Annotated in this window: 25 protein-coding genes and 1 riboswitch; of the genes, 9 read left to right on the top strand and 16 right to left on the bottom strand. The window is 39.0% G+C overall.

The features are described from left to right. Window positions 1-125: 125 nt before the first annotated feature. Window positions 126-240, bottom strand: a riboswitch (TPP riboswitch). Between the two features lie 111 nt (window positions 241-351). Both H5119_RS05660 and H5119_RS05655 read right to left on the bottom strand, forming a co-directional pair. Then, the gene (locus H5119_RS05660) at window positions 352-750 is read right to left on the bottom strand and encodes an META domain-containing protein (RefSeq protein ID WP_289508497.1); all 399 of its coding nucleotides are present in this window, start codon (window positions 748-750) and stop codon (window positions 352-354) included. Between the two features lie 120 nt (window positions 751-870). Beyond that, window positions 871-1275 (bottom strand): thioesterase family protein, encoded by a 405-nt coding sequence (locus H5119_RS05655; protein ID WP_077536044.1) that lies wholly within the window; start codon window positions 1273-1275, stop codon window positions 871-873. Between the two features lie 84 nt (window positions 1276-1359). Here H5119_RS05655 and H5119_RS05650 point away from each other — a divergent pair, with 84 nt between their 5' ends. Further along, on the top strand, window positions 1360-3477 hold the full coding sequence (locus tag H5119_RS05650; protein WP_182701536.1) for a TonB-dependent receptor: 2118 nt from the start codon (window positions 1360-1362) through the stop codon (window positions 3475-3477). 705 nt (window positions 3478-4182) lie between these two features. On the opposite strand, the gene epmA is transcribed toward H5119_RS05650, so the two are convergent. Beyond that, complete coding sequence (epmA, locus tag H5119_RS05645) at window positions 4183-5157, bottom strand: elongation factor P--(R)-beta-lysine ligase (RefSeq protein WP_182701535.1); 975 nt, start codon at window positions 5155-5157, stop codon at window positions 4183-4185. A 56-nt stretch (window positions 5158-5213) separates the two neighbouring features. After that, window positions 5214-5780, bottom strand: coding sequence for an elongation factor P (gene efp, locus H5119_RS05640; RefSeq protein WP_077536047.1), 567 nt, complete (start codon window positions 5778-5780; stop codon window positions 5214-5216). Window positions 5781-5821: 41 nt separating this feature from the next. Here efp and epmB point away from each other — a divergent pair, with 41 nt between their 5' ends. After that, window positions 5822-6835 (top strand): EF-P beta-lysylation protein EpmB, encoded by a 1014-nt coding sequence (gene epmB / locus H5119_RS05635; RefSeq protein ID WP_182701534.1) that lies wholly within the window; start codon window positions 5822-5824, stop codon window positions 6833-6835. On the opposite strand, the gene H5119_RS05630 is transcribed toward epmB, so the two are convergent. Then, complete coding sequence (locus tag H5119_RS05630; RefSeq protein WP_077538842.1) at window positions 6832-7041, bottom strand: hypothetical protein; 210 nt, start codon at window positions 7039-7041, stop codon at window positions 6832-6834. The genes epmB and H5119_RS05630 overlap by 4 nt on opposite strands. A gap of 75 nt (window positions 7042-7116) precedes the next feature. Between H5119_RS05630 and H5119_RS05625 the strand changes: the two genes are divergently transcribed. Next, on the top strand, window positions 7117-7407 hold the full coding sequence (locus tag H5119_RS05625; RefSeq protein ID WP_077536048.1) for a prephenate dehydrogenase: 291 nt from the start codon (window positions 7117-7119) through the stop codon (window positions 7405-7407). Between the two features lie 91 nt (window positions 7408-7498). Here H5119_RS05625 and H5119_RS05620 read toward each other — a convergent pair whose 3' ends face one another. Then, window positions 7499-7990, bottom strand: a complete 492-nt coding sequence (locus H5119_RS05620) for a DUF3016 domain-containing protein (RefSeq protein ID WP_182701533.1) — start codon at window positions 7988-7990, stop codon at window positions 7499-7501. Window positions 7991-8537: 547 nt separating this feature from the next. Between H5119_RS05620 and galE the strand changes: the two genes are divergently transcribed. Beyond that, entirely contained in the window at window positions 8538-9554 is a 1017-nt protein-coding gene (gene galE, locus H5119_RS05615; protein WP_182701532.1) for a UDP-glucose 4-epimerase GalE, read from the top strand. A 77-nt stretch (window positions 9555-9631) separates the two neighbouring features. On the opposite strand, the gene zapE is transcribed toward galE, so the two are convergent. Further along, entirely contained in the window at window positions 9632-10741 is a 1110-nt protein-coding gene (zapE, locus tag H5119_RS05610) for a cell division protein ZapE (protein ID WP_182701531.1), read from the bottom strand. Window positions 10742-10800: 59 nt separating this feature from the next. On the opposite strand from zapE, the gene rsuA reads away from it, so the two are divergent. Continuing rightward, a complete protein-coding gene (gene rsuA / locus H5119_RS05605; RefSeq protein WP_077536051.1) occupies window positions 10801-11499 on the top strand; it encodes a 16S rRNA pseudouridine(516) synthase RsuA in 699 nt (232 codons plus the stop codon). A gap of 9 nt (window positions 11500-11508) precedes the next feature. Here the strand turns inward: rsuA and H5119_RS05600 are convergent, their stop codons facing one another. Continuing rightward, window positions 11509-12282: a YggN family protein gene (locus tag H5119_RS05600; protein ID WP_182701530.1), complete on the bottom strand. Its 774-nt coding sequence runs from the start codon at window positions 12280-12282 to the stop codon at window positions 11509-11511. A gap of 154 nt (window positions 12283-12436) precedes the next feature. After that, a complete protein-coding gene (locus H5119_RS05595) occupies window positions 12437-14866 on the bottom strand; it encodes a zinc-dependent metalloprotease (RefSeq protein ID WP_182701529.1) in 2430 nt (809 codons plus the stop codon). Window positions 14867-15020: 154 nt separating this feature from the next. On the opposite strand from H5119_RS05595, the gene H5119_RS05590 reads away from it, so the two are divergent. Then, window positions 15021-15989 (top strand): class 1 fructose-bisphosphatase, encoded by a 969-nt coding sequence (locus H5119_RS05590; protein WP_077536054.1) that lies wholly within the window; start codon window positions 15021-15023, stop codon window positions 15987-15989. Between the two features lie 204 nt (window positions 15990-16193). Here H5119_RS05590 and H5119_RS05585 read toward each other — a convergent pair whose 3' ends face one another. Then, on the bottom strand, window positions 16194-16520 hold the full coding sequence (locus tag H5119_RS05585; protein ID WP_077536055.1) for a hypothetical protein: 327 nt from the start codon (window positions 16518-16520) through the stop codon (window positions 16194-16196). A gap of 43 nt (window positions 16521-16563) precedes the next feature. On the opposite strand from H5119_RS05585, the gene H5119_RS05580 reads away from it, so the two are divergent. Further along, complete coding sequence (locus H5119_RS05580; protein ID WP_182701528.1) at window positions 16564-16923, top strand: DUF5522 domain-containing protein; 360 nt, start codon at window positions 16564-16566, stop codon at window positions 16921-16923. 106 nt (window positions 16924-17029) lie between these two features. Here the strand turns inward: H5119_RS05580 and H5119_RS05575 are convergent, their stop codons facing one another. Next, window positions 17030-17863, bottom strand: coding sequence for a sulfurtransferase (locus tag H5119_RS05575; RefSeq protein ID WP_182701527.1), 834 nt, complete (start codon window positions 17861-17863; stop codon window positions 17030-17032). Window positions 17864-17993: 130 nt separating this feature from the next. On the opposite strand from H5119_RS05575, the gene H5119_RS05570 reads away from it, so the two are divergent. Continuing rightward, complete coding sequence (locus H5119_RS05570) at window positions 17994-19007, top strand: glycosyltransferase family 9 protein (protein ID WP_182701526.1); 1014 nt, start codon at window positions 17994-17996, stop codon at window positions 19005-19007. A gap of 43 nt (window positions 19008-19050) precedes the next feature. Here the strand turns inward: H5119_RS05570 and H5119_RS05565 are convergent, their stop codons facing one another. The 5 genes from H5119_RS05565 to H5119_RS05545 all read right to left on the bottom strand — a co-directional run bounded on the left by H5119_RS05565 (window position 19051) and on the right by H5119_RS05545 (window position 24492). Continuing rightward, on the bottom strand, window positions 19051-19470 hold the full coding sequence (locus H5119_RS05565; RefSeq protein WP_182701525.1) for a group 1 truncated hemoglobin: 420 nt from the start codon (window positions 19468-19470) through the stop codon (window positions 19051-19053). Beyond that, on the bottom strand, window positions 19470-20309 hold the full coding sequence (locus tag H5119_RS05560; protein WP_182701524.1) for a DUF3034 family protein: 840 nt from the start codon (window positions 20307-20309) through the stop codon (window positions 19470-19472). The genes H5119_RS05565 and H5119_RS05560 overlap by 1 nt, the downstream gene beginning before the upstream one ends. After that, the gene (locus tag H5119_RS05555) at window positions 20296-22611 is read right to left on the bottom strand and encodes an EAL domain-containing protein (protein ID WP_182701523.1); all 2316 of its coding nucleotides are present in this window, start codon (window positions 22609-22611) and stop codon (window positions 20296-20298) included. The genes H5119_RS05560 and H5119_RS05555 overlap by 14 nt, the downstream gene beginning before the upstream one ends. Next, entirely contained in the window at window positions 22604-23266 is a 663-nt protein-coding gene (locus tag H5119_RS05550) for a methylamine utilization protein (protein WP_182701522.1), read from the bottom strand. Before H5119_RS05550 ends, H5119_RS05555 begins: the two co-directional genes overlap by 8 nt. Window positions 23267-23385: 119 nt before the next feature. Beyond that, complete coding sequence (locus H5119_RS05545) at window positions 23386-24492, bottom strand: phosphoribosylaminoimidazolesuccinocarboxamide synthase (RefSeq protein WP_182701521.1); 1107 nt, start codon at window positions 24490-24492, stop codon at window positions 23386-23388. Window positions 24493-24670: 178 nt separating this feature from the next. Here H5119_RS05545 and H5119_RS05540 point away from each other — a divergent pair, with 178 nt between their 5' ends. Next, window positions 24671-25741, top strand: a complete 1071-nt coding sequence (locus tag H5119_RS05540; protein ID WP_182701520.1) for a CDP-glycerol glycerophosphotransferase family protein — start codon at window positions 24671-24673, stop codon at window positions 25739-25741. Window positions 25742-25745: the final 4 nt, after the last annotated feature.

The raw sequence follows: 25745 nt of genomic DNA, 5'->3' as shown, positions 1-25745 counted from the left end.
AAGGGTTGTCTTGTCAGATATTCCGAGGAATAGAGAAAGATCGTAAAGCAGCGCTAATGCTACTTTGCAGCCTAAAATAATCAAAATCACTTTATTGTGCGCATAAAAAAAGACGCACAAGCGTCCTATTTAGGCAGCTTGTTCCCTACGCAGGTATTAGCCTGATCAGGTTCACGGATCCCGCTTTCGCGATCTCAGCCACAAACTAATTACTTAGCTTTGGCACTCCGACAAGTATTGATATAAATTCTGTTCATTGATTTGATAGTATCATTCATCAAATCTGCGCTGAGTGTACGCCAGTTAAAAATTGCTCGCAAGGGGCAGTTTTTAAAACTTAAAAATTAAAAATTATTTAGGGATAAACACAAGTTTTTGTTTGCCTTGCATAACTAATTGCTGGTCTTGCATTTTAAGCTCTGCGCCTTGCTTTAAGGTTTGGAGTAACTGTTGCTCAAACTCATCAAGTTCTTCACCGCACGACTTGCGCGTCATCCCTAATTTGCTTACAGTCAGGCTGCCTTCTTCAAGTGAACCTTCACCAAAAAATTTATTACAGCCAGCAAAGCCGTTTACTTGCAGTGCTTCAATAAAACTCATTGATGCGCTAAACGAAGGTGGAATTGCTAAACCATCAACACGTGAAAGTTGCCATTGGGTATATTTTAGCTGCTCACTGGTAACCGTCCCTGTCGATGCGCAACCAACACATAAACCGATTATAAGCATCGGTATTGCTGCTAATTTCATACTGTTATTAACCCATTATCTAATTACCTTAATAATAACAATATTTATGCGATTTATCCGTTAAAAATGCATGTTTTAAATGTAAATTTTTGTTCTATGATAGTTTAAAAGCTGTTCTATTCAGCACTTAGTTGTAGTTTTAAATAAACTATCTATTTTTTCTGGCAGAAATGGACGGCCTTTTTCGTTAACGGACGTTCCGATTACCAGTGCACTAAGCATCTCCCTTTCGTCACTTTTGCGCACAACCGTTTGCTTAAACGCAAACTTTAAACGACTAATACGCTGTGGCTCTACTGCAACGTAAAACTCATCTCCTGGTCGGAGTGAAAGTTTATAATCCATTTCGCTACGCATCACGACAAGATTAATTTTGTCTTTAGCAAGCTGAGCAAAATCAACGCCATTTGCGTGTAAAAACTCGTGGCGAGCATGCTCCAAATAATTAAAATACACACTGTTATTTACGATGCCCTGTAAATCACATTCATAATCACGTACTTTAAAATCAACTTTGAAGGTCATATTAGTAATCCTAACTATTTAACGTATAATTGCCGCATTTATAGCATATGCGCTTAAATAATTGCTACCATACGAGTCCCTAAAATGGAGTTAAGAAACCTAATGAACTTACGTTTGTCTTTAATCACCGCCGCACTTTTACCGCTTTTTAGTGCACCACTTGTAGCTCACGCTGATGATAGCGACCTAGAAAGAATAGTTGTAACTGGCGACTTTCAACGCGAAAGCATTCAAACTTTAAGCGCGAGTGCGAGCTTATTTAGCGAAGATGAAATTAACCAACGTGGTGCAAGTTACTTAGACGAAATGTTAGGCAGTACCGCCAATGTAAACTTTGCGTCTGGTGCGTCGCGCGGTCGTTATATTCAAATTCGTGGCGTGGGACTTCGCTCACAATTTGTAGATCCTATTAATCCATCTGTAGGCTTAGTTATTGATGGTATTAACTATTCTGGCCTTGGTGGCAGCTCATTGTTATTTGATATTGACCAAGTAGAGATTTATCGTGGACCACAAGGTACACGCTTTGGTGCCGACGGTATGGCCGGTATGATCCAAATGGGATCAGCTAAAGCTACAGCCGATCCAAGCTTAAAATTACAACTAGGGGCTGGCACCTACAACACACGTGAAGCAGGCCTTGCAGCAAGCACTGGCTTAACAGATGATACAAGCGCTCGCGTTAGCTACTTTCGCAGAAAGTCAGACGGTTACGTTGATAACCTATATTTAAACGACGAAACACAAAATCAAGACGAACAAGTAGCCCGCTTTAAATTAAACAGTCAGCTTACAAAGCATTTAAATACTGAGCTAAACCTTCACTATATTGATATAAACAACGGTTACGATGCGTTTACGCTTAATAACAGCCGTAATAGTGTTGCCGATGAACCAGGTCAGGATAATCAACAAAGCTACGCTATTGGCCTTGCTAACACCTACACAGGTTTTGACGCTTTTGATGTAAACCTCAACCTATCGGCTATTGATACCGAGTTACTTTACAGCTTTGATGAAGACTGGGTATGTAACGATGCAAATAAGCCACTATTATGTGCTGCAGGCTTGCACCCAGATGGATACAGCTCAACTGACCTTTATAGCCGCGATCGCGATGATCAATCAATAGATTTACAATTTAATTCTAAAACTGGTAACTGGGTTGCGGGTGTTTATTATCAAAATCGTGATGTTGATTTAGCGCGTAAATATACATGGTTAGCAAGCCCGTTTTCTTCAACTTACGAAACAAATAATGTTGCAGTATATGGCCAAGTAGCGACTCCAATTGGCCCTAAAACAACACTTATTACAGGTTTACGTGTAGAGCAATACCAAGGTGACTACACCGATAGTAATGGCTTTATACAAGAAACTGACGACATAATGGTTGGCGGTAAAATTGCGCTAGAATATCAAGTAATTGATCGCACTATGATCTACACCAGCATTACCCGTGGTTACAAAGCCGGTGGTATTAACTCTGAAGCGCTTGCTAAAGCTAAAGATGAAGGCTTAAACCTAAGCGCTGATTTTTTCCAGCAACACACTAGTTTTGACCCTGAATACTTATGGAGCGGCGAATTTGGTGTTAAAGGTTCATCGCTTGATGACAAATTTACGTTGCGCTTAGCTGCATTTTATATGCACCGCGACGATATTCAGTTAAAAGCATGGCAAGTAGAAGGTCAGCAATTCACCGGTTATGTCGATAACGCAAGCTCTGGCAGTAACTATGGCTTAGAAATCGAAGGAAACTACCAACTAATAGACAATTTATTTTTAACCGGTAGTGCTGGTTACTTAAATACAGAAATAGACGGTTTTGTAACTAAATCTGGTTTAAACCAAGATGGCCGTGAACAAGCACAATCACCTAAATACCAATATGCGTTTACCGCTCGTTATAACTTTACTAATGAACTGTACGGCATGATTGGTGTTGAAGGTAAGGACGATTACTACTTCTCAGATAGCCACAACTCACAAGCACCAAACAGCAACTTAGTTAATTTAAGTTTTGGCTACGAAGCAGACATGTGGGCAGTACGCGCATGGGCTCGTAATGTGTTTGACGAAACGGTCCCTACACGTGGCTTTGAGTTTGGTAATGATCCACAAGATGGTTACACAACGCATACCTATACACAATTAGGTGAGCCTCGTGTAGCGGGTGTCACGTTTACACTTAATCTGTAAGGCATAACAGTTGGCTTTCAAATGAAAGCTTCCAGCAAGCAAATAAAAACACCGCGTTTAAATTAAACGCGGTGTTTTTTATGAGAAGTAAAAATTTACGGTAGACGTAGAGCTTGCTCAGGTGAGAAGCAAAGCTTCTAATTGCTTTAAACTAACAAAACAAAAAGAGCTTAAAGCTTTGCTTTAACGCGCCAGCAAGCTGTGCGCCTACAGGCCAAGCATCACACTTTACATATCAAACGTAAGTAATAATAAAATGTGTTGTAGACGTAGAGCTTGCTCACGTGAGAAGCAAAGCTTCTAATTACTTTAAACTAACCAAATAAAAAGAGCTTAAAGCTTTGCTTTAACGCGCCAGCAAGCTGTGCGCCTACAGGCTAAGCATCACGCTCTTTGCATATCAAATAAGTAACAATAAAATGTGTTGTAGACGTAGAGCTTGCGCACGTGAGAAGCGAAGCTTCTAATTACTAATCAAATAAAAAGAGCTTAAAGCTTTGCTTTAACGCGCCAGCAAGCTGTGCGCCTACAGGCCAAGCATCACGCTCTTTACATATTAAACATAAGTAATAATAAAATGTGTTGTAGACGTAGAGCTTGCTCACGTGAGAAGCAAAGCTTCTAATTACTTTAAACTAACCAAATAAAAAGAGCTTAAAGCTTTGCTTGAACGCGCCAGCAAGCTGTGCGCCTACAGGTCAATCATCACGCTCTTTGCACATCAAATGCAATGACGTCTTTAATTTTCTTTTTGTTGGTTGCGAGCATTACAAGCCTATCAATTCCCAGCGCAACGCCTGCACACTGTGGTAATCCATGCTCCAGCGCTTTAATTAAACGCGTATCCATTGGCACTTGTTTTAAACCGTTTTCAGCGCGGTATGCGTTATCTTCATTAAAACGTTTAGCTTGCTCGCTGGCATTGGTGAGTTCGTTAAAGCCATTCGCTAATTCCATATTTTTATAATAAAGCTCAAAGCGCCCTGCTACGCGTGCATCGTGTTCGCAAATTTGTGCAAGTGCTGCTTGAGAAGCTGGAAAGTGATACACAAAACATGGCTTATCTTGCCCTATTGTGGGCTCTACTTTCATACAAAATAATAATTGCAGTAAGGTATCTTTATGCGTTTCATTTTGGGCTATATCAGCAAATCCTAGCTCACATGCTAGTTGCTTTAATTGCTCTATGCTCGCTGTTAGCGGGTCAAGCCCAAGTGCTTGTTCAAACGCTTGCTGATAAGTAAGGCGCGTTGCAGGGTCAACACCTAAAACAAGCTGCATCAGCTCATCCATTTCATCCATTAGTGCAAATTCGTCAAAACCTGGGCGATACCATTCAAGCATAGTAAATTCAGGATTGTGATGGCTACCCGCTTCTTCATTTCTAAATGCTTTACAAAGCTGAAAAATAGCGCCTGAGCCGGCTGCTAATAAGCGTTTCATGGCAAACTCTGGAGATGTTTGTAAAAACAGAAGAAGCCCACCTGCGTGGCCTGGGCCTACAAATGTGGTATTAAAACTCGCTAAGTGTACATCGGTTACACTGGCAGCGCTTAAGCTCGGCGTTTCTACTTCTAAAACATCACGTGCATAAAAAAATTCACGAATGCGACGTAATATCGCTGCGCGTTGCTTTAGTGTTTCAATACTTGCGCTAGGAGCCCAAAGATCTACTGACATATTTTCTCCAAAAAAAATCCCAGCGCAAGCTGGGATTTATCAAGCTGAGTTAAGTGTTACTTAACGCGGCTTACGTATTCACCGTTACGAGTGTCTACTTTAATTACTTCGCCGATTTGTACGAATAATGGAACTCGTACTACAGCGCCTGTGCTAAGCGTTGCTGGTTTACCACCAGTGCCCGCTGTATCACCTTTAAGGCCAGGGTCTGTTTCAGTGATCTCAAGCTCAACAAAGTTAGGTGGAGTAACAGCAATTGGGCTGCCGTTCCATAATGTAATTGTACATACATCATTTTCAACTAACCATTTAACAGCATCGCCTAGTGCTTTTTCGTCAGCAGCAATTTGCTCAAATGTTTCGTTGTTCATGAAGTGCCAAAATTCGCCGTCTGTGTATAGATACGCTAAATCTGTATCCATTACATCAGCACCTTCAACTGATTCACCCGATTTAAAGGTTTTTTCAAGCACCTTACCAGAGATAAGCTTACGGATACGAACACGGTTAAACGCTTGGCCTTTACCAGGTTTTACCATTTCATTTTCTAAAATACTGCAAGGCTCGCCGTCCATCATAATTTTTAGGCCGCCCTTGAACTCGTTGGTGCTATAATTCGCCATCGTTTCCTCTATTTATATTTTTTCGAGTAATCTACGTGCCAATGATACAAAGAAATGAAGCAAATTTGCATAAAAACTGGCAAAAAGAATTAGCAAATGTAGTTACCTGCCCAAAAACCTTGCTTGAAATGGTCGGTTTATCGAGCCAAGTCCATGAAAACGACCTAAAAGCCCGTAGTTTATTTGCAGTGCGTGTGCCTATCCCTTTTATAAAAAAAATGCGCAAAGGCGATCCAAACGATCCTCTTTTATTGCAAGTCATGCCACGCCATCAAGAATTCTTGACTAAATCTGGTTTTAATAAAGATCCACTGCTTGAGCAAGATAACGACCAACCAGGCCTTTTACACAAATATAAATCGCGTGTTTTAGTGATGTTTAAAACGGGTTGTGCGGTAAATTGCCGCTACTGCTTTAGAAGGCATTTTCCGTATCAAGAAAATCAGCTTAATAAAAAAAGCCTGCTTGAGACGCTTAATTATATAAAATCAGATACTGATATTAACGAAGTGATTTTAAGTGGCGGCGATCCGTTAATGGCCAAAGATGATGCTATTAGTTGGTTTTTAGATGAGCTTGAACAACTACCGCAAATTAAACGCATGCGAATTCATAGCCGTTTACCTGTTGTTATTCCTGCGCGTATTACCAATGAATTGTGTGAGCGACTAACAAAGTCACCCTTAAAAATTATTTTTATTAACCACATTAATCACGCAAACGAAATAGACGACGACTTTAAAGCAGCCATGCAAAAGCTTAAACACGCGAATGTAACGCTGTTAAACCAAGCGGTAATTTTAAAAGATGTGAATGATACGGTTGATGCACAAATAAACTTGAGCGAAGCATTATTTGATGCAGATGTATTACCGTATTATTTGTATTTGCTAGATAAAGTTGAAGGAGCCAGCCACTTTGATATTAACGAAGCGCAAGCAATTGAAATAATGGCAGAGCTATTAAAAGCCCTGCCTGGATTTTTAGTGCCTAAACTAGTGAGAGAAATAGGGGGTCAAAAAAGCAAAACACCTATCGATCTTAAGCTTATTTAAACGTATACATTTACGTTATTACCCAGTGTGGCTGTCACCGATTTAGCAGGTGTTTGCGCACTGGATGGTTGTGCGGCACCTTCAATAAGCGCAAGTGCTGCAGAGCCATCAACCTTTTGCTGCCTTTTTGCGAGCGCAGCACTTAAAACTTCAGCACCTTCGCCAGCACCAGACATTACTGGTAAATTTCCACCTGATATATTCATATAAACAATCCACCTGACTTTTAAATGTAATCCAAGTATTATATCGGCCATGCAGTACAAAGCTTTAGGAAAACCATGGATTCAATTATTGAACAACTCAATACAAACTTAAAAATTGTTTATCGTCAAGCACTTGATGCCGACAAAAAACTTGACGAACTACAGCAACAAGGTCATGGCAAGTTTAAAGCCTTATTCGCACAAGATGCTGGCTTTAACTTTGAAGCTAAACGATTTAAACCTTACGTGCTTGACGTAGCCGCTGATGTAGAAAGCTTATCAACCGATGGTTTTAGTGAAGAAAAGCTTAAAGCTACCGTTATTAAGTTACAGCAATTATTGACACTTTTAGCTACTTTTAAGTAAAGCAGCTAAAAGCAACACAACAAAAGCGCGAAGTAAACTCGCGCCTAAAACAAATAAACGCCGAGATATCATAACTCAGCGTTTATTTGTTTTAATTTAAATTTACTAGGATTTGTTCGCCAAACCACTCTGTTAATAAGCGTTTTTCATAATAAAATGACTCATCTCGACCCATTTTTATCTTATCCATAAAACCCATATCTTTAAGCTCTACGTCATTGCCTTTGTTGACTACACTGCCATCTTTGTTCGTTAACGAATAGTTGAGTTTAATGCGCGGAAAATAGATAGGTTTCACTATACGAATTTCATCCATACCACCGTAACGAACATCACCTGCTAAATCTAAATCAGTAAATTCTACATTTAATTTATACTCATTTGGCAATTGCTCTGCCAATTTAGTCATGTGTGCTTCAAAACTTTTAATAATATGCTTGTGATACGAACCTTTCGCTTGGTTTGATGAGCGCACATCGCGATAGTCATTAAAGTCATGCCATTTAACAACAGACTCGCCTGCATGAGCAAATACAGGTAATGCTACACACATCAACATTGCAATTTTTTTAACTAAATTCATGACTTTCTCCAAAAAAGATATACCAATCACAAAAGTGTGTATTGGAGTAAACCCAGCATTAGCTTTTACTGCGTTTATTTTAGCACTTGTTTATTAACTATAACTTAATTCCCCACATTGACGTGTTATTTAAAACGTACTAAATGTAATCAAGGTTGTTTAATTTACCAGCATTCAAGAAAGACCGTATTTAAGCTAGGGCGTGTTGACCTTTCGTGATTGATTTTGCAGCAGACTGTTTGGTATTTAGGCAAGGCAGAGCCTATGTAGTGTGGTTGTTCCCCATAAATAGGCGATAACGCAGCATAAATGCCAAGCATGCGCTGCCCTTTGGGTTTTTTCTAGGGGCGATTGACTCTTTGTTGCTCGGTTTTTACTTAGCCCACTAGGTTACAAACCTCGCGCCGCGATTAAATAGCCCCTAGATTGAACAAATTCCAATCCACAAAAGTCAACACGCCCTAATAAAATTACAGATAAAACATGAAAAACAACACGATTTATGGTGAAATTGACACAATTGATAAAAGGTACCCACGGAGCTTTCATGACTATTTTAGTAACCGGTGGCGCAGGCTATATTGGCTCACACACTGTTTTAGAACTTTTACAGCAAGGTAACAAAGTTGTTGTTATTGATAATTTAAGTAATTCATCACAGGAGTCTCTTGCTCGTGTAAAAAAAATCACAGGTAAGGAAGCCGATTTTTACCAAGGCGACATTCTCGACAAATCTTTTTTAGATTCAGTGTTTGCTAAGCACAAAATTGATAGTGTTATACATTTTGCGGGTTTAAAAGCGGTGGGTGAATCAGTTGCCAAACCCGTAGAGTACTATCAAAACAATGTACAAGGGACATTAACACTTGTTGATGCAATGCGTGACGCTGAGGTATTTAGGTTAGTGTTTAGCTCATCAGCGACTGTTTACGGCGATCCTGCTAGCTTACCAATTAGAGAAGACTTCCCCGTAGGCGGTACTACTAACCCTTACGGCACATCTAAACTTATGGTTGAAATGATGCTACAAGATATCGCCAAATCAGATGAGCGTTTTGCGTTTGCTATTTTACGTTACTTCAACCCCGTTGGCGCGCATAAATCAGGCTTAATTGGTGAAGACCCTAATGGTATCCCAAACAACCTTTTACCATTTATTGCACAAGTTGCTGTAGGTAAATTAAAGCAACTTGCTGTATTTGGTGATGACTACGGTACCGTTGATGGCACTGGTGTGCGCGACTATATTCATGTAGTAGATTTAGCAATTGGCCATTTAAAAGCGCTTGATAAAATTGCCTCGAGCACTGGTGCGCTAGTCTATAACTTAGGAACTGGTAATGGGTATTCTGTGTTGCAAATGGTAAATGCATTTATTAAAGCTAGCGATCAAGCTGTGCCGTATCAGGTTTCCCCACGTCGTGCTGGCGACATTGCTGCATGTTATGCAGCACCAGAAAAAGCACTTAACGAACTAGGCTGGGAAGCTCTGCGCGGTATTGATGAAATGATGCAAGATACATGGCGTTGGCAGTCAAATAACCCGAATGGGTATAGACAATAAAGGTCTTATGAAAACAAGGTAAGGTCTAAATTTTATATTTACACTTTAGCCTAATGCCTAAAATCCATTATTTATACTCACCAATTTTGCATTTCTACTATGCGCGACTGTGTCCGTGCATATTCAAAACTCAATTTTTTGCCTTTATATAAATGCTCAATATCAGTTTGGGCATTGATCACTAACAACTTATTACAATCATAAAACTCATCCACTAATGCAATAAAGCGCCGCGCTTCGTCGTCAAAGGTGTGCTCGTCGAGCGTTTGCTTTTCACGTTGATAGCTATCTTCTATACCGTGCACTATCACTTTACCTGTCGCTTTAATACCCATTTGTGGCACGTTCGATACATATAACACATCAAATTGCGTTGCTAAAAACATATAATCGTTAGCACTGCGCGGGCCTGAACATAGCGCCATAAAATCAATCATCAAGGCGCTATCGGCTTTTAATAAATATGGTAATTCGCGGCCATGCACGCTAATTGTATTATTATGAATTACTGTAGAGAAAGACGTTAAAAACTCATTTTTAAAATCGTTATTTGGTAAATTAATAAAATAATGTCGACTATTTTTACCGTATCTAAAACGATGATCATCATCCCCCGCTACATTAATGATATGGCAATGACTATTAATTAAATCAATAGTAGGTAAAAATCGTACCCGTTGCAGGCCGTTGTAATAAAGCTGCTCAGGCTTTGCGTTAGATGTAGCCACCAGCACCACACCTTGTTCAAACAACGCATTAAATAACCTAGCCATGATCATGGCATCGCCAATGTCGCTCACAAAAAACTCATCAAAACACAGTACACGAATATTGTTAGCCCAATGCTTAGCAATCAGTGTGAGTGGATTTGCTTGTCCTTGCAGCTGCGAAAGCTGGGCATGCACTTGCGCTATAAAATGATGAAAATGCAGCCGCTGCTTTTGCTCAATAGGTAGGTTTTTATAAAATAAATCCATCAACATAGATTTACCACGCCCTACTGGCCCATATAAATAAACACCTTTTATTGTGGGTACTTTTTGCCACCACTTTAACGGTGTTTGTAACTGCTCACTTAAGCTATTTAATGCCATTACCGCGTTTTGTTGGGCTGCATCAAAGATAAGCTCACCGGATATAACTTTTGCTTGGTAATGGTTTAAAATTAGTGTGCTGTGCTCTGTCATGGCATTTCACTATCGGCTATAATCGCGCCCATTGTAGCCGACTAAAAATGTGAACTAAAATGAAATTCCCTTGCCGCTTAGATAAATTTATTAGCCACTTAGCAGAAATGCCACGCACGCAAGCCCGCGCGAGCATAAAGCGAAAAGAAGTAAGCGTTAATGGCGAAGTAATTACATCACATAATTTTCAACTTGCTGAGCAAGATGAAGTATTACATCAAGGCGAGCCTTTAGTCTTTTTAGGTAAGCGTTACATTATGCTCAACAAACCTGTCGGTTATGTATGCGCTAATAGTGACGAGCTACACAAAACTGTTTTTGACTTACTTGATGAGCCAAATATGAGCGATTTTCACGTAGCCGGTCGTTTAGATATAGACACCACAGGTTTGGTTATTATTACTAACGATGGCGAGTGGTCACATAAAATCACCTCACCTAAAAGTAATAAATTTAAAACTTACTTGGTAGAAACCCAAGAACCTATTACCGATGAAGCGCTTAAGCAACTACAAACAGGTGTCATGCTGCATAACGAAAAAGATCTAACCCGTCCAGCTATAGCTGAACGACTCGCAAATTACGGGCTGCGTTTGTCAATAAGTGAAGGTAAATATCATCAAGTTAAGCGCATGCTTTACGCGGTAGATAATAAAGTCGTTGAATTACATCGCGAGCAGATTGCGGGGATTAAATTAGATGAAAACCTAGCAAGCGGTGAGTATCGGTTGCTAACAGCCGAAGAGATTAAGCTATAAAAACCGTGTTTAAGATTTTATCTGTACTAAATCAAAATCTGCCATACCTGGCACAATTGCTTGCAGACGCGATTCGGTGACATCCAATGCATTTAAACATTCGCAGTATTCAGATGCTTTAAGTTCAAGTTGATGGGCTTTTTTTTGTAACGACTTATCAATCTCTTTGGTAATGATATCCATGCGTTGGCCCATATCGTTAATGCGATCTTCTATATTACCTTCACGCGATTTAAACGCATCCCCCAACGACATTAAAATAGCACCGAGAGAGCCATGCACTGCAGAGTGAATTTTTTGGCTGATCTCTTTAGTAAAAAAATCATCAATTTGAGAAAGCGATTGTGGCGCTATAAAAAAGAAATCGTCGCCGCGCTTAAACTTATCCATTAATGCACGTTCTACATATTGCAGTTGGGTTTTAAGTACCTCAGGCTCTTTATCTGACATGCCTTCAACAATGTGCTCAATGGCACTTAGCCCTAAGTTAACGCCATCGGTGGCTAGGTTTACTAGTTCAGGTACTGTCTGGCGAATGCCATTACTAAATTGCTCAAGTACTTTGCTTTCGTCGTCACTCAAATCAACCCAATAACCACGAATAAATAATTGGTTATTGTTATTAATTTGCACGCGGGTTTGGCCTTTATCAACAATACGAATTACATCATCGGTAATAATTAAACCGTGTCTGAGTTCTACGTCACACTGCTTTTGAGCGAATACGCTGCTGCTTGAAAATGCTATGGACAACGCCAATATCGAACGAGATAGAAACGCCATAAACACCTCAAAAAGACTAAAATCGAAGGCGGGTAGGTTAACAAAAAACCAACTTTATGCAAGTAAAAGTACGCTATCGGCTATAAGCACATAATAAAACACCGAGCATAAATACACTCGGTGTTTTACTTTAATCGCTTACTAAAAATAAGTACTAAATTGGTGAGCCTGGTGGTATTGGCAATACTTTAAAATTGCTTGGCCACTGACCTTTAATTAAAAACTGATTTATTTGCTCAGCTAAATATTGTTTAAACGCACTCTCGCCACTACTTGTATGGCTTAGCATTGAATTTTGGTTAAAGTCTTCACTAAGCTCAACTAAATAATAACGCAATTGTGCTTGCACCTCTGGGCTGACACTATCACTTGCAACTAAATCAGCCATAGTTTTTGCTGTTAAAAATTGTACGCGCTGGGTGATTTTACCTACCATAGTGTTAGGCGACGATACATTGAACACTTGGCTATAAAGCGCTTTTAATAATTCATCTAAACTATAAAATTCATTATTGCGTGCTTGTTGTTGCGCTAGACGATTTAAGCGTTGTGCGTTTAACAAAAGTGACAAACTATGCTGTACAGCCACCTCTGGCAACGCCATTGCATCAAGTGTTAACCCCGTGCGCCCGACTATGCTTTCGCGAGACTTAGACTCGCCATACGCTTTTGGGGGAATGAGCGATAACACAGATTCAGGAAGTAACAAGTTACTGGGTTTAAGCGTTGCAAAAATAGCGTTTACCGCTTCTTGCTGCACTTTTTTATCAACCACTTGCGCGCCTTTTACGGGTGAATCACCGCGTGTTTCGTATTCATAATCAACACCTGCGATAAGTTTAACCACAGCTTCAACCTGAAAACGGTGAAACAGATAAAGCGGAACTAGTTTTTCCTCTAATTGCGATAGTGAGTCGCCCGTTTTAATATTATTAATACCAAACTGCGAAAGCGCTTTTTTACGTACGTCGAGTACGCGTAAAAGTTCCTGTGAAGGGTTAGTACCATTATCCCATAAATGGGCTGTTGGATGCGCACCACCTTTAGCTCGTGCATCATTGTCTGATATAAACTCAAGGCCTTTGGCTTTATTTTCTTTTAAAATAGCAGCGAGTTCTGCGCTTTCATCTTGGTTAGTAAAATCGCTATAACCATATTTAATTACTTGGCTATCCCACACGCCCATGCCTGTTGCATAGCCACGTGTTACATCAAGCTTACCTTGTTCATTAAAACTAAGTAACGGATGTGGGTAATCCATTACAGAGGCTCTATCGCCGATTGATGCCGCAAAATTATGAGAAATACCTAGTGTATGACCAATTTCATGGGCGCTTAATTGACGAATACGATCAAGCGCCATTGCTTGTAAATTTTTAGCAACTTCATTGCCTTTCAAATAAGGTGCAGCAAGTGCTTCGGCTATTAAAATATCTTGGCGAACACGCAGGGATCCAAGTGTTACATGGCCTTTAATTATTTCGCCAGTACGCGGATCGATTACCGAACTACCGTATGACCAACCACGCGTTGCACGGTGTACCCATTGAATAACGTTGTAACGAATATCCATAGGATCGGCATTACTTGGCAACACTTTTACTATAAATGCGTTCTTATATCCGGCGCCGCTAAAGGCATCGTTCCACCACTTTGCGCCTTCAAGTAACGCACTTTTAACCGGTTCGGGCACGCCTGGATCAAGATAATAAACAATAGGTTCAACTGGCTCACTAATAGGCAGACTTGAATCTTTTTTAGCTAAACGATGGCGTGGTATATAGCGCACATACAGTGACTCACCCAGTGGCGCGGCGTAATCTTTGTGTTCGATACTCCAAAAGCCTGATTGTGGATTAAACTTTCGAGGTGTGTAGTTATCATCTGGTAATTGAACAAGTGAATGATGCATATGCACAGTAAGCGCATATGGGTCGGCACTTACTTGGCGAACAAATTCACCTGGTTTTGTGCCTTTAAAAGTAAGTACCGCCTCAAGCTCAGTATTTTTTACAAACGCCTTTGAGCGATTCATATCTACTGCGCTGCGTGTCTCATCAAGGCTAAAACTGCCTTGCTTACGCGCAGCAAGCGTGCGGCTTACACCATGTACATCACTCAATAAGTAAGGCGTGTAATCAATAAGCGCTATGGCTTTATCTTCGGCGACCACTTTAAAACCTGCGAGTATGCTTGATGCAAACGCTTCTTTAATGCTTTGCTGCTCAGCCTTATTACTCGTATTAGCACGATAGTAAGTGTTTACAGCACGTAGCATCACTTTGTCACCAAAACGCTCAAATTGCACAAGGTGGGTATTACCAAGCTGACCCCGGTCAAGGCCTATGTCATTAGAGCCAATACCATATGGCAAACTTTGCTGTAATAAAAATTGTTGTTCAAACTTATCTACTTTTAAATATACTTTTCCATTTTGGGTATCATAAAAAAATGAGTAATAACCCGGAAAGTGATTCATTTGCGTAGTAAATTCATCAATTGACTTAATTGCTGCGTGCGCTTGGGTTATGATACAGAGCAACACGGTCAAGAATATGTAACTTAGTTGTGATATTTTTTTCATAATCTTATCTTTGTTATTGGCGTTTTAAGTACGATTAGGTGCCACCATTATAAGGTGGTATTCAAACAATACAGGTATTTAAGACGAATTTCAGCGCTCTAAGCTAATCTCTCTCACATTATGATTGGTTTTAACACGTTATCAGGAAAATAGAATGCGTAGACTCCCTCCAGTATTACTTGAAGATGGTTGTTCAAGAGAACTTTTATCGTTAATTCGAACAATTTTAGCAGCATGTAAAGAAATTTCGTTTCGCGTTGGTCAAGGCGAACTATCTGGCGTATTAGGCTCAACCCTTGATGAAAATATTCAAGGCGAAACCCAAAAAAAGCTCGATGTATTATCTAACCAGCTGTTAAAAGATATTTTACTGGAATCAGGCACGGTTAAAGCAATCGCCTCAGAAGAAGAAGACTACACGGTAGCAGGTAATCCAGATGCTAAATTTATCGTGGCATTTGACCCACTGGATGGCTCGTCAAATACCGATATTAACTCACTTGTGGGTACTATATTTTCTATTATGGAAGCGCCTGAAGGCTCTGACGCTGCTGATGAAAGCATTTTTATGCAGCCAGGTCATAAGCAAGTTGCTGCAGGTTACGTACTTTACGGGCCATCAACGATGCTTGCGCTTACCACAGGCAAAGGCACCCGCATGTTTACCCTTGATAAAACACAAGGCAGCTTTTTACTCACTGAAGATTTTGCCACTATCCCTGCAGATACAAACGAATTTGCAATTAATGCATCGAATCAACGTCATTGGCAACCAGCTATGCAAAACTACATCAATGATTTACTAGCAGGCGATACTGGCCCTCGCGCTAAAAACTTTAATATGCGCTGGATTGCAGCGATGGTAGGCGATGTTCATCGCGTACTGAGTCGCGGTGGTTTATTTACTTATCCTACCGACACAAAAGATCCTAAAAAACCAAATAAATTACGCCTACTTTACGAAGCAAACCCAATGGCCATGCTTGTAGAGCAAGCTGGCGGTATCGCATCAACAGGGTCTGAACGTATTATGGATATTCAACCTGATGCAATCCACCAGCGCGTAGCTGTTATTTTAGGTTCTAAAAACGAAGTAGAAACGTGCTTGGGATATCATAAGTAATAAAGTTTTAAGTTACTTGAAAAGAAACACCATATTCAATTTGAGTATGGTGTTTTTTATTGTAAGTGAGGTTTATACCTCGCTTTTAAAATATGTTACATAAGCACGAAGTAATTTCCTACCTGCGAGCTTTTAACGTGAGCAAGCCCTACGTCTACAATCCTGGGCTTGATGTTAAATTTATCTGCAAACATGCAGCTTGCTTCATTTAGCTATTAGCTTCAATATTTGAGCCAGTTTTTCATGATTAAGCACTCCCATTTGTTCACTGTTGCTGAGCGCATAAATAACACCGTCATGCTCTGAGCAATCAATATCATCTCGCGATTCAATTACGTTTGCCCAAAGCTCCAAGTCATCCAAGTCTATTTCGTTACTTAAACAGCGTTTAAGTACATCAATTAAAACCTCGGTTGAGAGAGTATAATGGGTTTTATTGCTATCAGCAGAACCTGAAACAATAACCGATATAGCTTCATCCCTTTGTTCACCAAACGTAATAAATTCAGCTAATGCTTTTTGTGTATTCATAATATTTGTTATTCTTGGCTCACTGTTACTAAAAAGAATTATAATGACTCAACTTAACTGCACTCAATGCAATACCGCTCTAACATGTAATGTGGATAATATATCGGCGTGTTGGTGCAACGAGCTGCCTGCTATTTTACCGCTAGACACCACAGCAACAAGTTGTTTATGCCGCAAGTGCACGCTAAGTAAAATAAATGCTTTTTTAGAGGATGTTTATACACAACCCATTAAAATCCAAATAGACTTTGCAAAACAATTTAGAGGGAGCAGCAATCTAATTGAAGGGCTTGATTACACCATGCAAAATGGCTATATGGTATTTAGTAAGTGGTTTTTTTTAAAGCGAGGATCGTGTTGTAAAAACGGTTGCAAAAATTGCCCGTATGGCTTTCAAAAATAAAAACGCCAAGCTTTTAACGTGAGCAAGATCTACGTCTACAACCTCCTAGCAAAGCTCGTAATAACTTAAACTACAAAAGCTCTACGTCTACAATTTATTAAAATATCTAAACTCTACCTGTAGCAATGGGTAACGCAGTATTTGCGCCCCACTCACTCCACGAGCCATCATAAACACTTAGGTTACTATAACCGCATTCATCAGCAAATAATGCTAAAATACAGGCTGTAACTCCAGAGCCACAACTAAATTGTAACTGCTGTGCATCACCTACTACGTTATTAAATATAGCTTTAATTTCAGAAAGTGGTTTTGCTTCACCTTCATTAAGTAAATCAGCAAAAGGTAATGAGCGGCTGTTAGGTATATGCCCACTGCGCATACCTAAACGAGGCTCGCCTTTTTCACCAGTAAAACGCGTGAGCCCACGCGCATCAAGCAAAAGCGTATTTGGCTTATTTATCGCGCTAACAACCAGCTGCTTATTAATAAAATACTTTGAGTGATAGTGAGCGATAAAATCACCTGCACTCAATGCGTTACTGTAACCTTGCTGCACAGCGTAGCCGTACTCTAACCACTTTTTAAGGCCACCACTTAGTACTTTAACATTATGATGACCCATAGATTTAAGCATCCACCATGCTCTTGCTGCGCTAAATAAACCAGCATCTTCATATATAGCAATAAATGAGTTGTTATTTACACCTTCGCTTTGCATTACTTGGGTAAACTGCTGCTCACTACATACTGTGTTTGGTAAGGGACTTGATCTGTCAGCCAATTTATTTTTTATATCAAAACGTTTAGCGTTAGGTAACATAGCCTTTGGTGAGTAAGTACCTATAACACTTGGGCGTAACATACCTGCATTAAATATCACTAATGCAGGGTTACTGAGTTGTTCATGTAATTGCTGGCAAGTAATGATGTTTTTCATGCTTTATCCAACTGCTGATGATTTAGATCACTTTTAATAGTGCAAAATAAAAAATTCACAAACTAGGCGATTCTCAGTTTTATATATTTAAGTTATTATTATAAATAAGTTAATACCAATATAATGTGCTATGAAGCAACTAATAAATAAAAAAATAACCGGCTCTATTTTAATTATTCAACCAAAGTATATTGGTGATGCAATTAACAGCATAGCGGCAATAGCATTGCTCAGAGAACTTTATCCTGGTAATCAAATAATCTTATTGGTCAAACCGCTTCTTGCAGCTATTTTTGAGCGCGATGACCGCTTAAATTTAACCATAATGATAGATCAGCGCTGTAACAAAAAAAAGCTGTCTTCTGTGTTTTCTTTAGCTAAAAAAATTCGTAATAATAATGTCCAAATGGCTGTAATTATGAGAAGTGGATTCTCTGAGGCGCTATTATGCTCTTTAGCTAAAATTAAATACAAAATAGGTTATAAAAAGAATGGACGCTCTTGGCTACTTAGCCATAGCTACAAACTAAATAATAATCACCATTATATAAATAGATACTGTCGATTAGTGAATGAACCTCACAACAATCCTTTTTCGGCTTCTCCACCTCCGTACTTATTTAGCCAAAAGAGCGAGTTAATAGAGACAACAAGCAAACCTGTAGTGGTAGTTTATTACGGTGGTGTGATCAAAAAACAAAGGCATTACCCATCATCTCAGGCACTTAAATCTTTAGCATATTTGAATGAAATAACACCCTGTCATTTTATACTTGTCGGAGATAATCAAGAGACAACTGAGAATAATAAAATATCAAAAGATTTATACCAACAGCAAATTGATCATCAAGATCTCACAGGACTAACCTCCCTTACCGAATTGGTTGATATAATCGCAAATGCTAATTTATTAATCACTATTGACTCGGGAGCAATGCACATAGCGGCGGCAACAAAAACCGCGTTCGTAGCGGTTGTAGGGCTTGGTACGTCACCGTGGAGCATTGTAGAACCTAAATATGAAAATAAAATATCTTTAGTGGCTAACGGTACAAGTCTGCATGATGCAGATATTATTACAGAAATCACACCCGAGACAGTTGCTAATGCTAGCGCGTCTTTACTTGCTCTGGAAGGTAAATGACTTGAACTCTGGTAATCACTTTATATGTTCTTTTATAAAGTATTTAAATGCGAATAACTTCGCCACGCAGCGGTGCCATTTTAAAAAGAATTTTATTTTGTATTTTATGATTTATTTTTTGTTTATTCATTGCATTAATAAGTAAATCAACCACGTGGTTAAAGTCTTTTTCTGATATATGCATACCCGTATGAATCGCGACCATTGAATCGCCATTATATTTACAAGGGCCTTCGAGCAACATGCACATGTGGGTTATAAAGCCTTGGCGAAAATGCGTAATATTAGCGTGTTCAAAATAATGAAATACCTGCTCATCATTACCTATTTGATTAATAAAGCTATCAATTAGCTTTTCTATGCCGGCTTTACCACCTACCTGCTCATAGAGCGATAATTTAGGTGTATTAGTACAGCCGGCTAGTAACGTTATACATAATAAAAATACAAAAAGGTTTTTCATTACCAATACCCTGTTACCGACACATACCAGCCTGTTTGATCATTTGCACCAGCAATCCGCCCTAAATTTAAATATGCAGTAGTGACACTCACACTTTTATTCGGCATCCACGCAACAAATACATCTTTCCAATCTTGCTCACCTAAGTTGAGATTATCTGATTTTTGCCGATACTCTATACCCACCGCCACTTCACGGCTAAAAAATATCGCGGTACTGCCCTCAAACAGTATTTTTGAACCATTATTAGTATTGGCACTGCCATAACCTAACAAGCCTAATTCGTTTGCTTTGCTATAACGTGTTGTGACGTTCCAAAACCAGTTGTAACCTGCAACCGCACCTAAATGCAGCTTGCTTGCTGCTAAGTAAACATCTGTTCCGCTAGTCTCTTTTGCGCCGATTAACTTAGCAACGGCTCCATCGTTTAATGACTTGTGTGTAATTCCTAAACTTAATTGCGGCAAAGGACTGTAAACAATATCACCATATAAACGAACTTTAACTCCCGTTATTGATTGCTCTATTTTTTTGCTAAGTGCAGGAACATCAAACTGCTGTAATGCATAGCTAAATTCAACGCGGTTAAATACATTAAGCTGCGCACCACATACATCAAGCGTGTAGTCAGTTATATCTGCGCGACTACAAAAACCATTTATCGAAAACTCATCATCACTGGCATACCCAGCAAGTTGCGCCCACGGAACAATACCGCCACCTGCACTCCCCTCTATTTGAGAAACGCCTGGGGTGGCTAATAATTTTCCGCTACTGGCGATACTAGGTACGCTTGTTAGTAATAAACAAAAGACTATAAAGCATTTAATTTTTTGCATAATACTCATGCAGCCATTCTTCTAATAGCTCTGCTTTTAAAGGTCTGCTTAAGTAATATCCTTGTGCATGGTCGCATTTCATATTTTTTAATAAATTTAACGAGTCCAATGTTTCAACACCTTCAGCAACAACAGAGAAACCTAGCTGGTGCCCCAAAGTGATGGAAGACTGCACTATAAATTGATCTTTTTGTGACTCATCTAATTTTAAAATAAAGCACTTATCTAGTTTTAATTCATCGATAGGCAGCATTTTTAAGCGCCCGAGCGATGTTTGTCCTACACCGTAATCATCTAATGATATTTTAACGCCAATCATTTTCAAATCTTCGAGTGCTTTAATGCCTTTTTCTTCATTTTCGATCATATCTCGCTCCGTAAGCTCAATAGTGATCAACCCTGGGGCCACTTTGTATTCTTTAAGTGTATCCACCAATGCGCTATGAAACCCCGGAAATGCAATATCTTGCGCTGATACATTAATAGCTGCTTGTAAATCAATGCCCTTTGATTGCCAATTAGCAACCTGTGCAACAACTGTATTCACAACCCATGCGGTTAACTCTACAATGAGGCCTGATTGTTCAGCTAAATCAATAAATAGCTCAGGATTAACCCAGCTACCATCTTTTCGTTGCCAACGAATAAGCGACTCAACTTTATCTATTTTTTGCGTTTTCATGTGTAGTTTAGGCTGATAGGTCATAAATAATTGACCATCATTGTCACTAATCGCTTGTTTTAATTCATCAAGCATAATTAAACGATCTAAATGTGCTTCATCCTCGCCTACTTGATAATAATGAATACTTTCATGCTCATTTGCTGCGCTATCAACGGCAATCAATACACGGCGCATTAGATCATCACTCGCAATACCTTGCGTAGGATACTGGACAATACCGGCACTAAAGCGCAGATTAATTTTTAATTTTTGAATTGTGTAACATGCTTGCAGTTGCGCCATTAACCCTGCAATACCACTTTTAAGCTCTTTTGCCGCAGCCATTGGAAACACAGTTAAAAATTCATCCCCACCAATACGCGCATGAAAACCGCCAAGTTCATCCGAAAATTCACCGATACGGCACGCAACCGCTTTTAGGCAGTCATCACCAATACGTGGCCCTAATTTGTCATTGATATGACGCAAACCTTTTATATCGATACCAACTAAGGTGTACTCAGTTGAGGGTTCGAGTTGTTCACAAAGTACTTCTAGCATCGCCGAACGATTATAAAACCCAGTAAGTGAGTCATGCTTTGCCTGAAAATTTATTTGCTGTTCACGCTCATGAATATCGTTACCCATGCTGTTGAATGCTTCAACTAAAGTCGTTATTTCTGAACTTTGCTTTTTACCTTTAAATTCAAAGCTGTAATTACCTAATGCAAATTGCCTTGCAATGGCTGCTAATTGAGTCAAGGGAGTAGTTAAATTATTAGCCAGTAAACTACTGGTAACTACGCCCACAAATAAGGTCAAAATAGCCAATACCATTAAGGTCAAAAATAGCTTTTCAAAATCGCTATAGCTTTGCGTTAAATCAGCGCTAAGCAATATAATAATCGGGTGGCTGTGCAATGAAGGTAGGTTTATATCGCGATTGCGATACACTAAATATTCACTAAAAAAGCGTGACGTAGTGAGTGTATTAAAATAATTAACAGGCTCAAATTGTTCAGGGCGCTTAACTAACGAGCTAATAACCAAATCATCCGCACTTCCTATGAAGCTCACATCCATGCCGGTTAAGTTTTTAAGTTCGCTGGCAACACTATCGTCAATTTTAAAGCCAACCAAACTATAAGCCACTGTACGAGGCGCTTTTACTGGTAGTAAAATAACTTGATAAAGTTCTTTGTTTAATACAACAAAACTAGATTGCTCAGGAGCATTTAATAACTCTTTCATCAATGGTCGTAAATCGTGGGCAAAATGATCTTCACTGGTGTTAGCTGAAATTAGCGTCCCTGACAAATCAATCAACATCATAAGCTCAGCATCTATACGCTGGCTATGATTGAATAACACACTGCTTATAGTTCCTGCATCACGCGTAGCAACTGCTTGCTTAAAGCCAAAGTCAGAGGTAAGTACCTTGGCTGCTGTTAATAGTAAGCTTTCTTTTGATTTTAAATATTGCTTATAAACGTTTTGCGCTACGCTAATATCTTGATTAACTTTCTCTTCTTGAAATTTACTTGTAGACCACCAAAAACTAAACAAACTGACCATAGTAGTTAATAACACTAAGCCAACACAAAGTATGGTTATACGATTTTTTAAACTATTAGTCATTACCAGCCTTAAATTTACTGCCAAACGTATTACGTGGTGATGGTGATGAAGTATTTATTGTTACTACTAAATCACTTTTATCATTAATTGTTATGATTTTTTTACTCTCCAACGACTCAGTTTGCAAAGGGTGCCATACACTAATTTGCAGAGGAAAATCATTTAAAGGTAACTCAATGCGGCCTTGTTTATCTGTTTTATAAACACGTTCACTGCTTGCTACGTAAATATAGCCAACCATAGAATCATGAATGTTACATCCCAAAACAACAACACCTTGTTGCTCAAAAGTAATTGGATCTTTTGGTTGCCCTGAATATAACTTTAGTTGAAATGGTTTAGCTTGTGAAAAAGAATACACATGATGACGAATGTTATCACTATTAGGAAAATTCACTCGCTGCCCTTTTTGTACAATTAATAGCTCAGGTAAAAACTGCTTATGAACCTGATCCATAATAGCAACGCTACGAGGGGCTAGCGAATACGGCTTATTTATTTGTTCTAATTCAACTACCGCATCTGCTAATTGTTGACCATATTGATCTTTAACGACTAACTCAATATTTTCAGCCAGAGCTGAGTGACTAAAAAGAAAACAGGTAATTAAAAAACAGTAATTTTTCACACAACGCTGTAATACCCGTTTAAACATAACAACACCCAACGATTAATATTAGGTTAAGTTAATTTGAGACAGGGACTAATTGCAAGAACTATAGCCCAGTAACTAAAAATAAAGACTTAGCCACTGGTCTACTTAATTCTTTAGGATTACTTTTTAACAATCAGTCCGTAATCGTTATCTAAAATAGCAATCACTTCTTTACGAGGATCTTCAGGAATAACAATCTCTTCACCAACAATCTTACTTGCAATACCTACGTAGGTGTTTGACACTTCAAGCATTACTGATTCCGGTAAAATGTAGTCTTTAGCCAGTTGTTCACGCTCGCCCATGCGATCTTTATTTAATAATACGTCGCTTTCAGGCACATTATTAATAAGCAACTGACGAAAGCCCTCTTTAGAATTTTCGACAATTTTACCTTCACGGTAAGACGCTTCATCCCAAATACGCGATGAATCGGGAGTACCTACTTCATCAATATAAATAAGTTGCTGCGTGCCGTTTAAATCCTCTACATAACCAAACTCAAATTTTGTATCAACAAAAATTTGCGCAAGCTTTGCAAGTTCATCGCTAATTAATTTAAAGCCTTCAACTAATAACTTTTCGTATTTGGTTACATCATCTGCAGATTTAAAATTAAATACGTCTAAGTTATTAGTGATATTAGCTCGGGTAATATTTACATCATCAACAGCTGGAATATCGGCAACACCTTCAATAATACCTTTAGTTGATGGTGTAATGAGTACATTATCGAGCTTTTGATTTGCTTTTAAGCCCTCAGGTAAATCAATACCGCAAAAGTTACGAACGCCTTTTGCGTAATCGCGCCACATGCTACCGGTAATATATTGACGTGCAATAGCTTCAACTTTAACAGTACTCGCTTTACGCACAATCCATACATAAGGATGCGGAATATCAACAATATGGTTACCCGCAAGGCCTGCTTTATCAAATAACTTAAACCAATGCGATGCCACCGTATTTAATGCAATACCTTTACCTGGCACACCGTTTAAGCCATTTTCGCCCTGCCAAATACAATCAAATGCAGAAATTCTATCGGAAATAACCATAATAGCTAATTCAGTCCCCGCAGGTACTTTATAGCCTTTTTCTTTAATTAATCGCGCGCTATCTTCATCAGTTAACCAATAAACTGAACGAACCTTACCGCTGTGTACTTCACCTTTGGTACGAATGGGTAAATCATCGTTTACGTCTAAAACTTTATAGCTAGTCATGCTATCTCCGGGGTTAGGGATGCTCAAAGAGCAAAGTATGGTTTGGGGTTATATGGGCGGTATAATAATCCACCCCATGAAAAAGCTCAATCTTGCACTGAAAACAAAAAACGGTGAATATTTATATAGCTGTAATAATAGGGTAAACTTAGTATGCTAACTAGCCTAAGGAGATACCTTGAACTACCTAACCGCCACAAAAAATAAAAAATACCTAATGTATATTTCTCAAAACTATTCATACGCTATTTTGAGGCCATTACAGCAGCAAATATTAGCGCATGGTGGTCAGGTAAGCTGGTTTTTAGAAGGCAAAGATGTCAATCCAAATTTTTTGACTCCTGACGAGTTAAGGCTTACTTCTATCGAGCACATAAAACAATGGCAACCAGATGCAGTTTTCGTCCCTGGAAATGTAATTCCTAATTTTATTCCGGGTAGAAAAGTGGCTGTATTTCACGGATTCAATTCAGGAAAATTAAATCGAAAAGGGAAAGAAGACCATTTTAATATTCGCGGTTGTTACGATTTATATTGTACGCAAGGACCAAATACAACAACCCAATTTAAAGAGCTGGCTAAGCAACATGGTTTCTTTAAAGTAACTGAAACTGGCTGGCCAACACTCGATCCACTTTTTAACGATACCTCAAATAATCCTTATGTAAGTGACGACTCTCGCCCTACTTTACTTATATGTTCTACTTTCTCACGAAAGCTATCACTTGCTCCTAAATTATATGGGCAAATAAAACATTTTAGTGAACAAGGTAGGTGGCGTATTTTGATGCAGTTTCATCCTAAAATGCCTGCCGAATGGGTTAATAAATACAAAGCACTGAGTAACGAAAACCTAACATTTATTGAAACCGATAATGTGTTGCCGTTACTGCAAGCTGCTGATGTTATGCTGTGCGATACATCGTCAGTTCTTTTAATGTTTTTACTACTACGTAAACCGGTAGTCACGTTTTGTAATCAGAAACCACTTCCTCATTTACTCGATATTACCGACGCTGATGAAGTAGAAGCCGCTATTGAACATGCACTTACTAAACCTAGTGATTTAATGCAAAATATTAAAAGCTATTGCCAAGAGCTTCATCCATATACCGATGGTCAATCTAGCCAACGCGTATTGAATGCAGCTAATGAGCTGTTACAAAGTAACGAGAAACTAAAACCCAAACCGCTAAATGTTTTAAGACAGCTAAAAATGCGTAAAGCTCTAAATTATTGGGGTTGGTAACCAA

The organism is Pseudoalteromonas sp. SG45-5, assembly GCF_014164085.1.
Lineage (GTDB): Bacteria > Pseudomonadota > Gammaproteobacteria > Enterobacterales > Alteromonadaceae > Pseudoalteromonas > Pseudoalteromonas aliena.
Note: the sequence above shows the minus strand (reverse complement) of the source record. Positions and strands in the feature narration are given on the sequence as shown.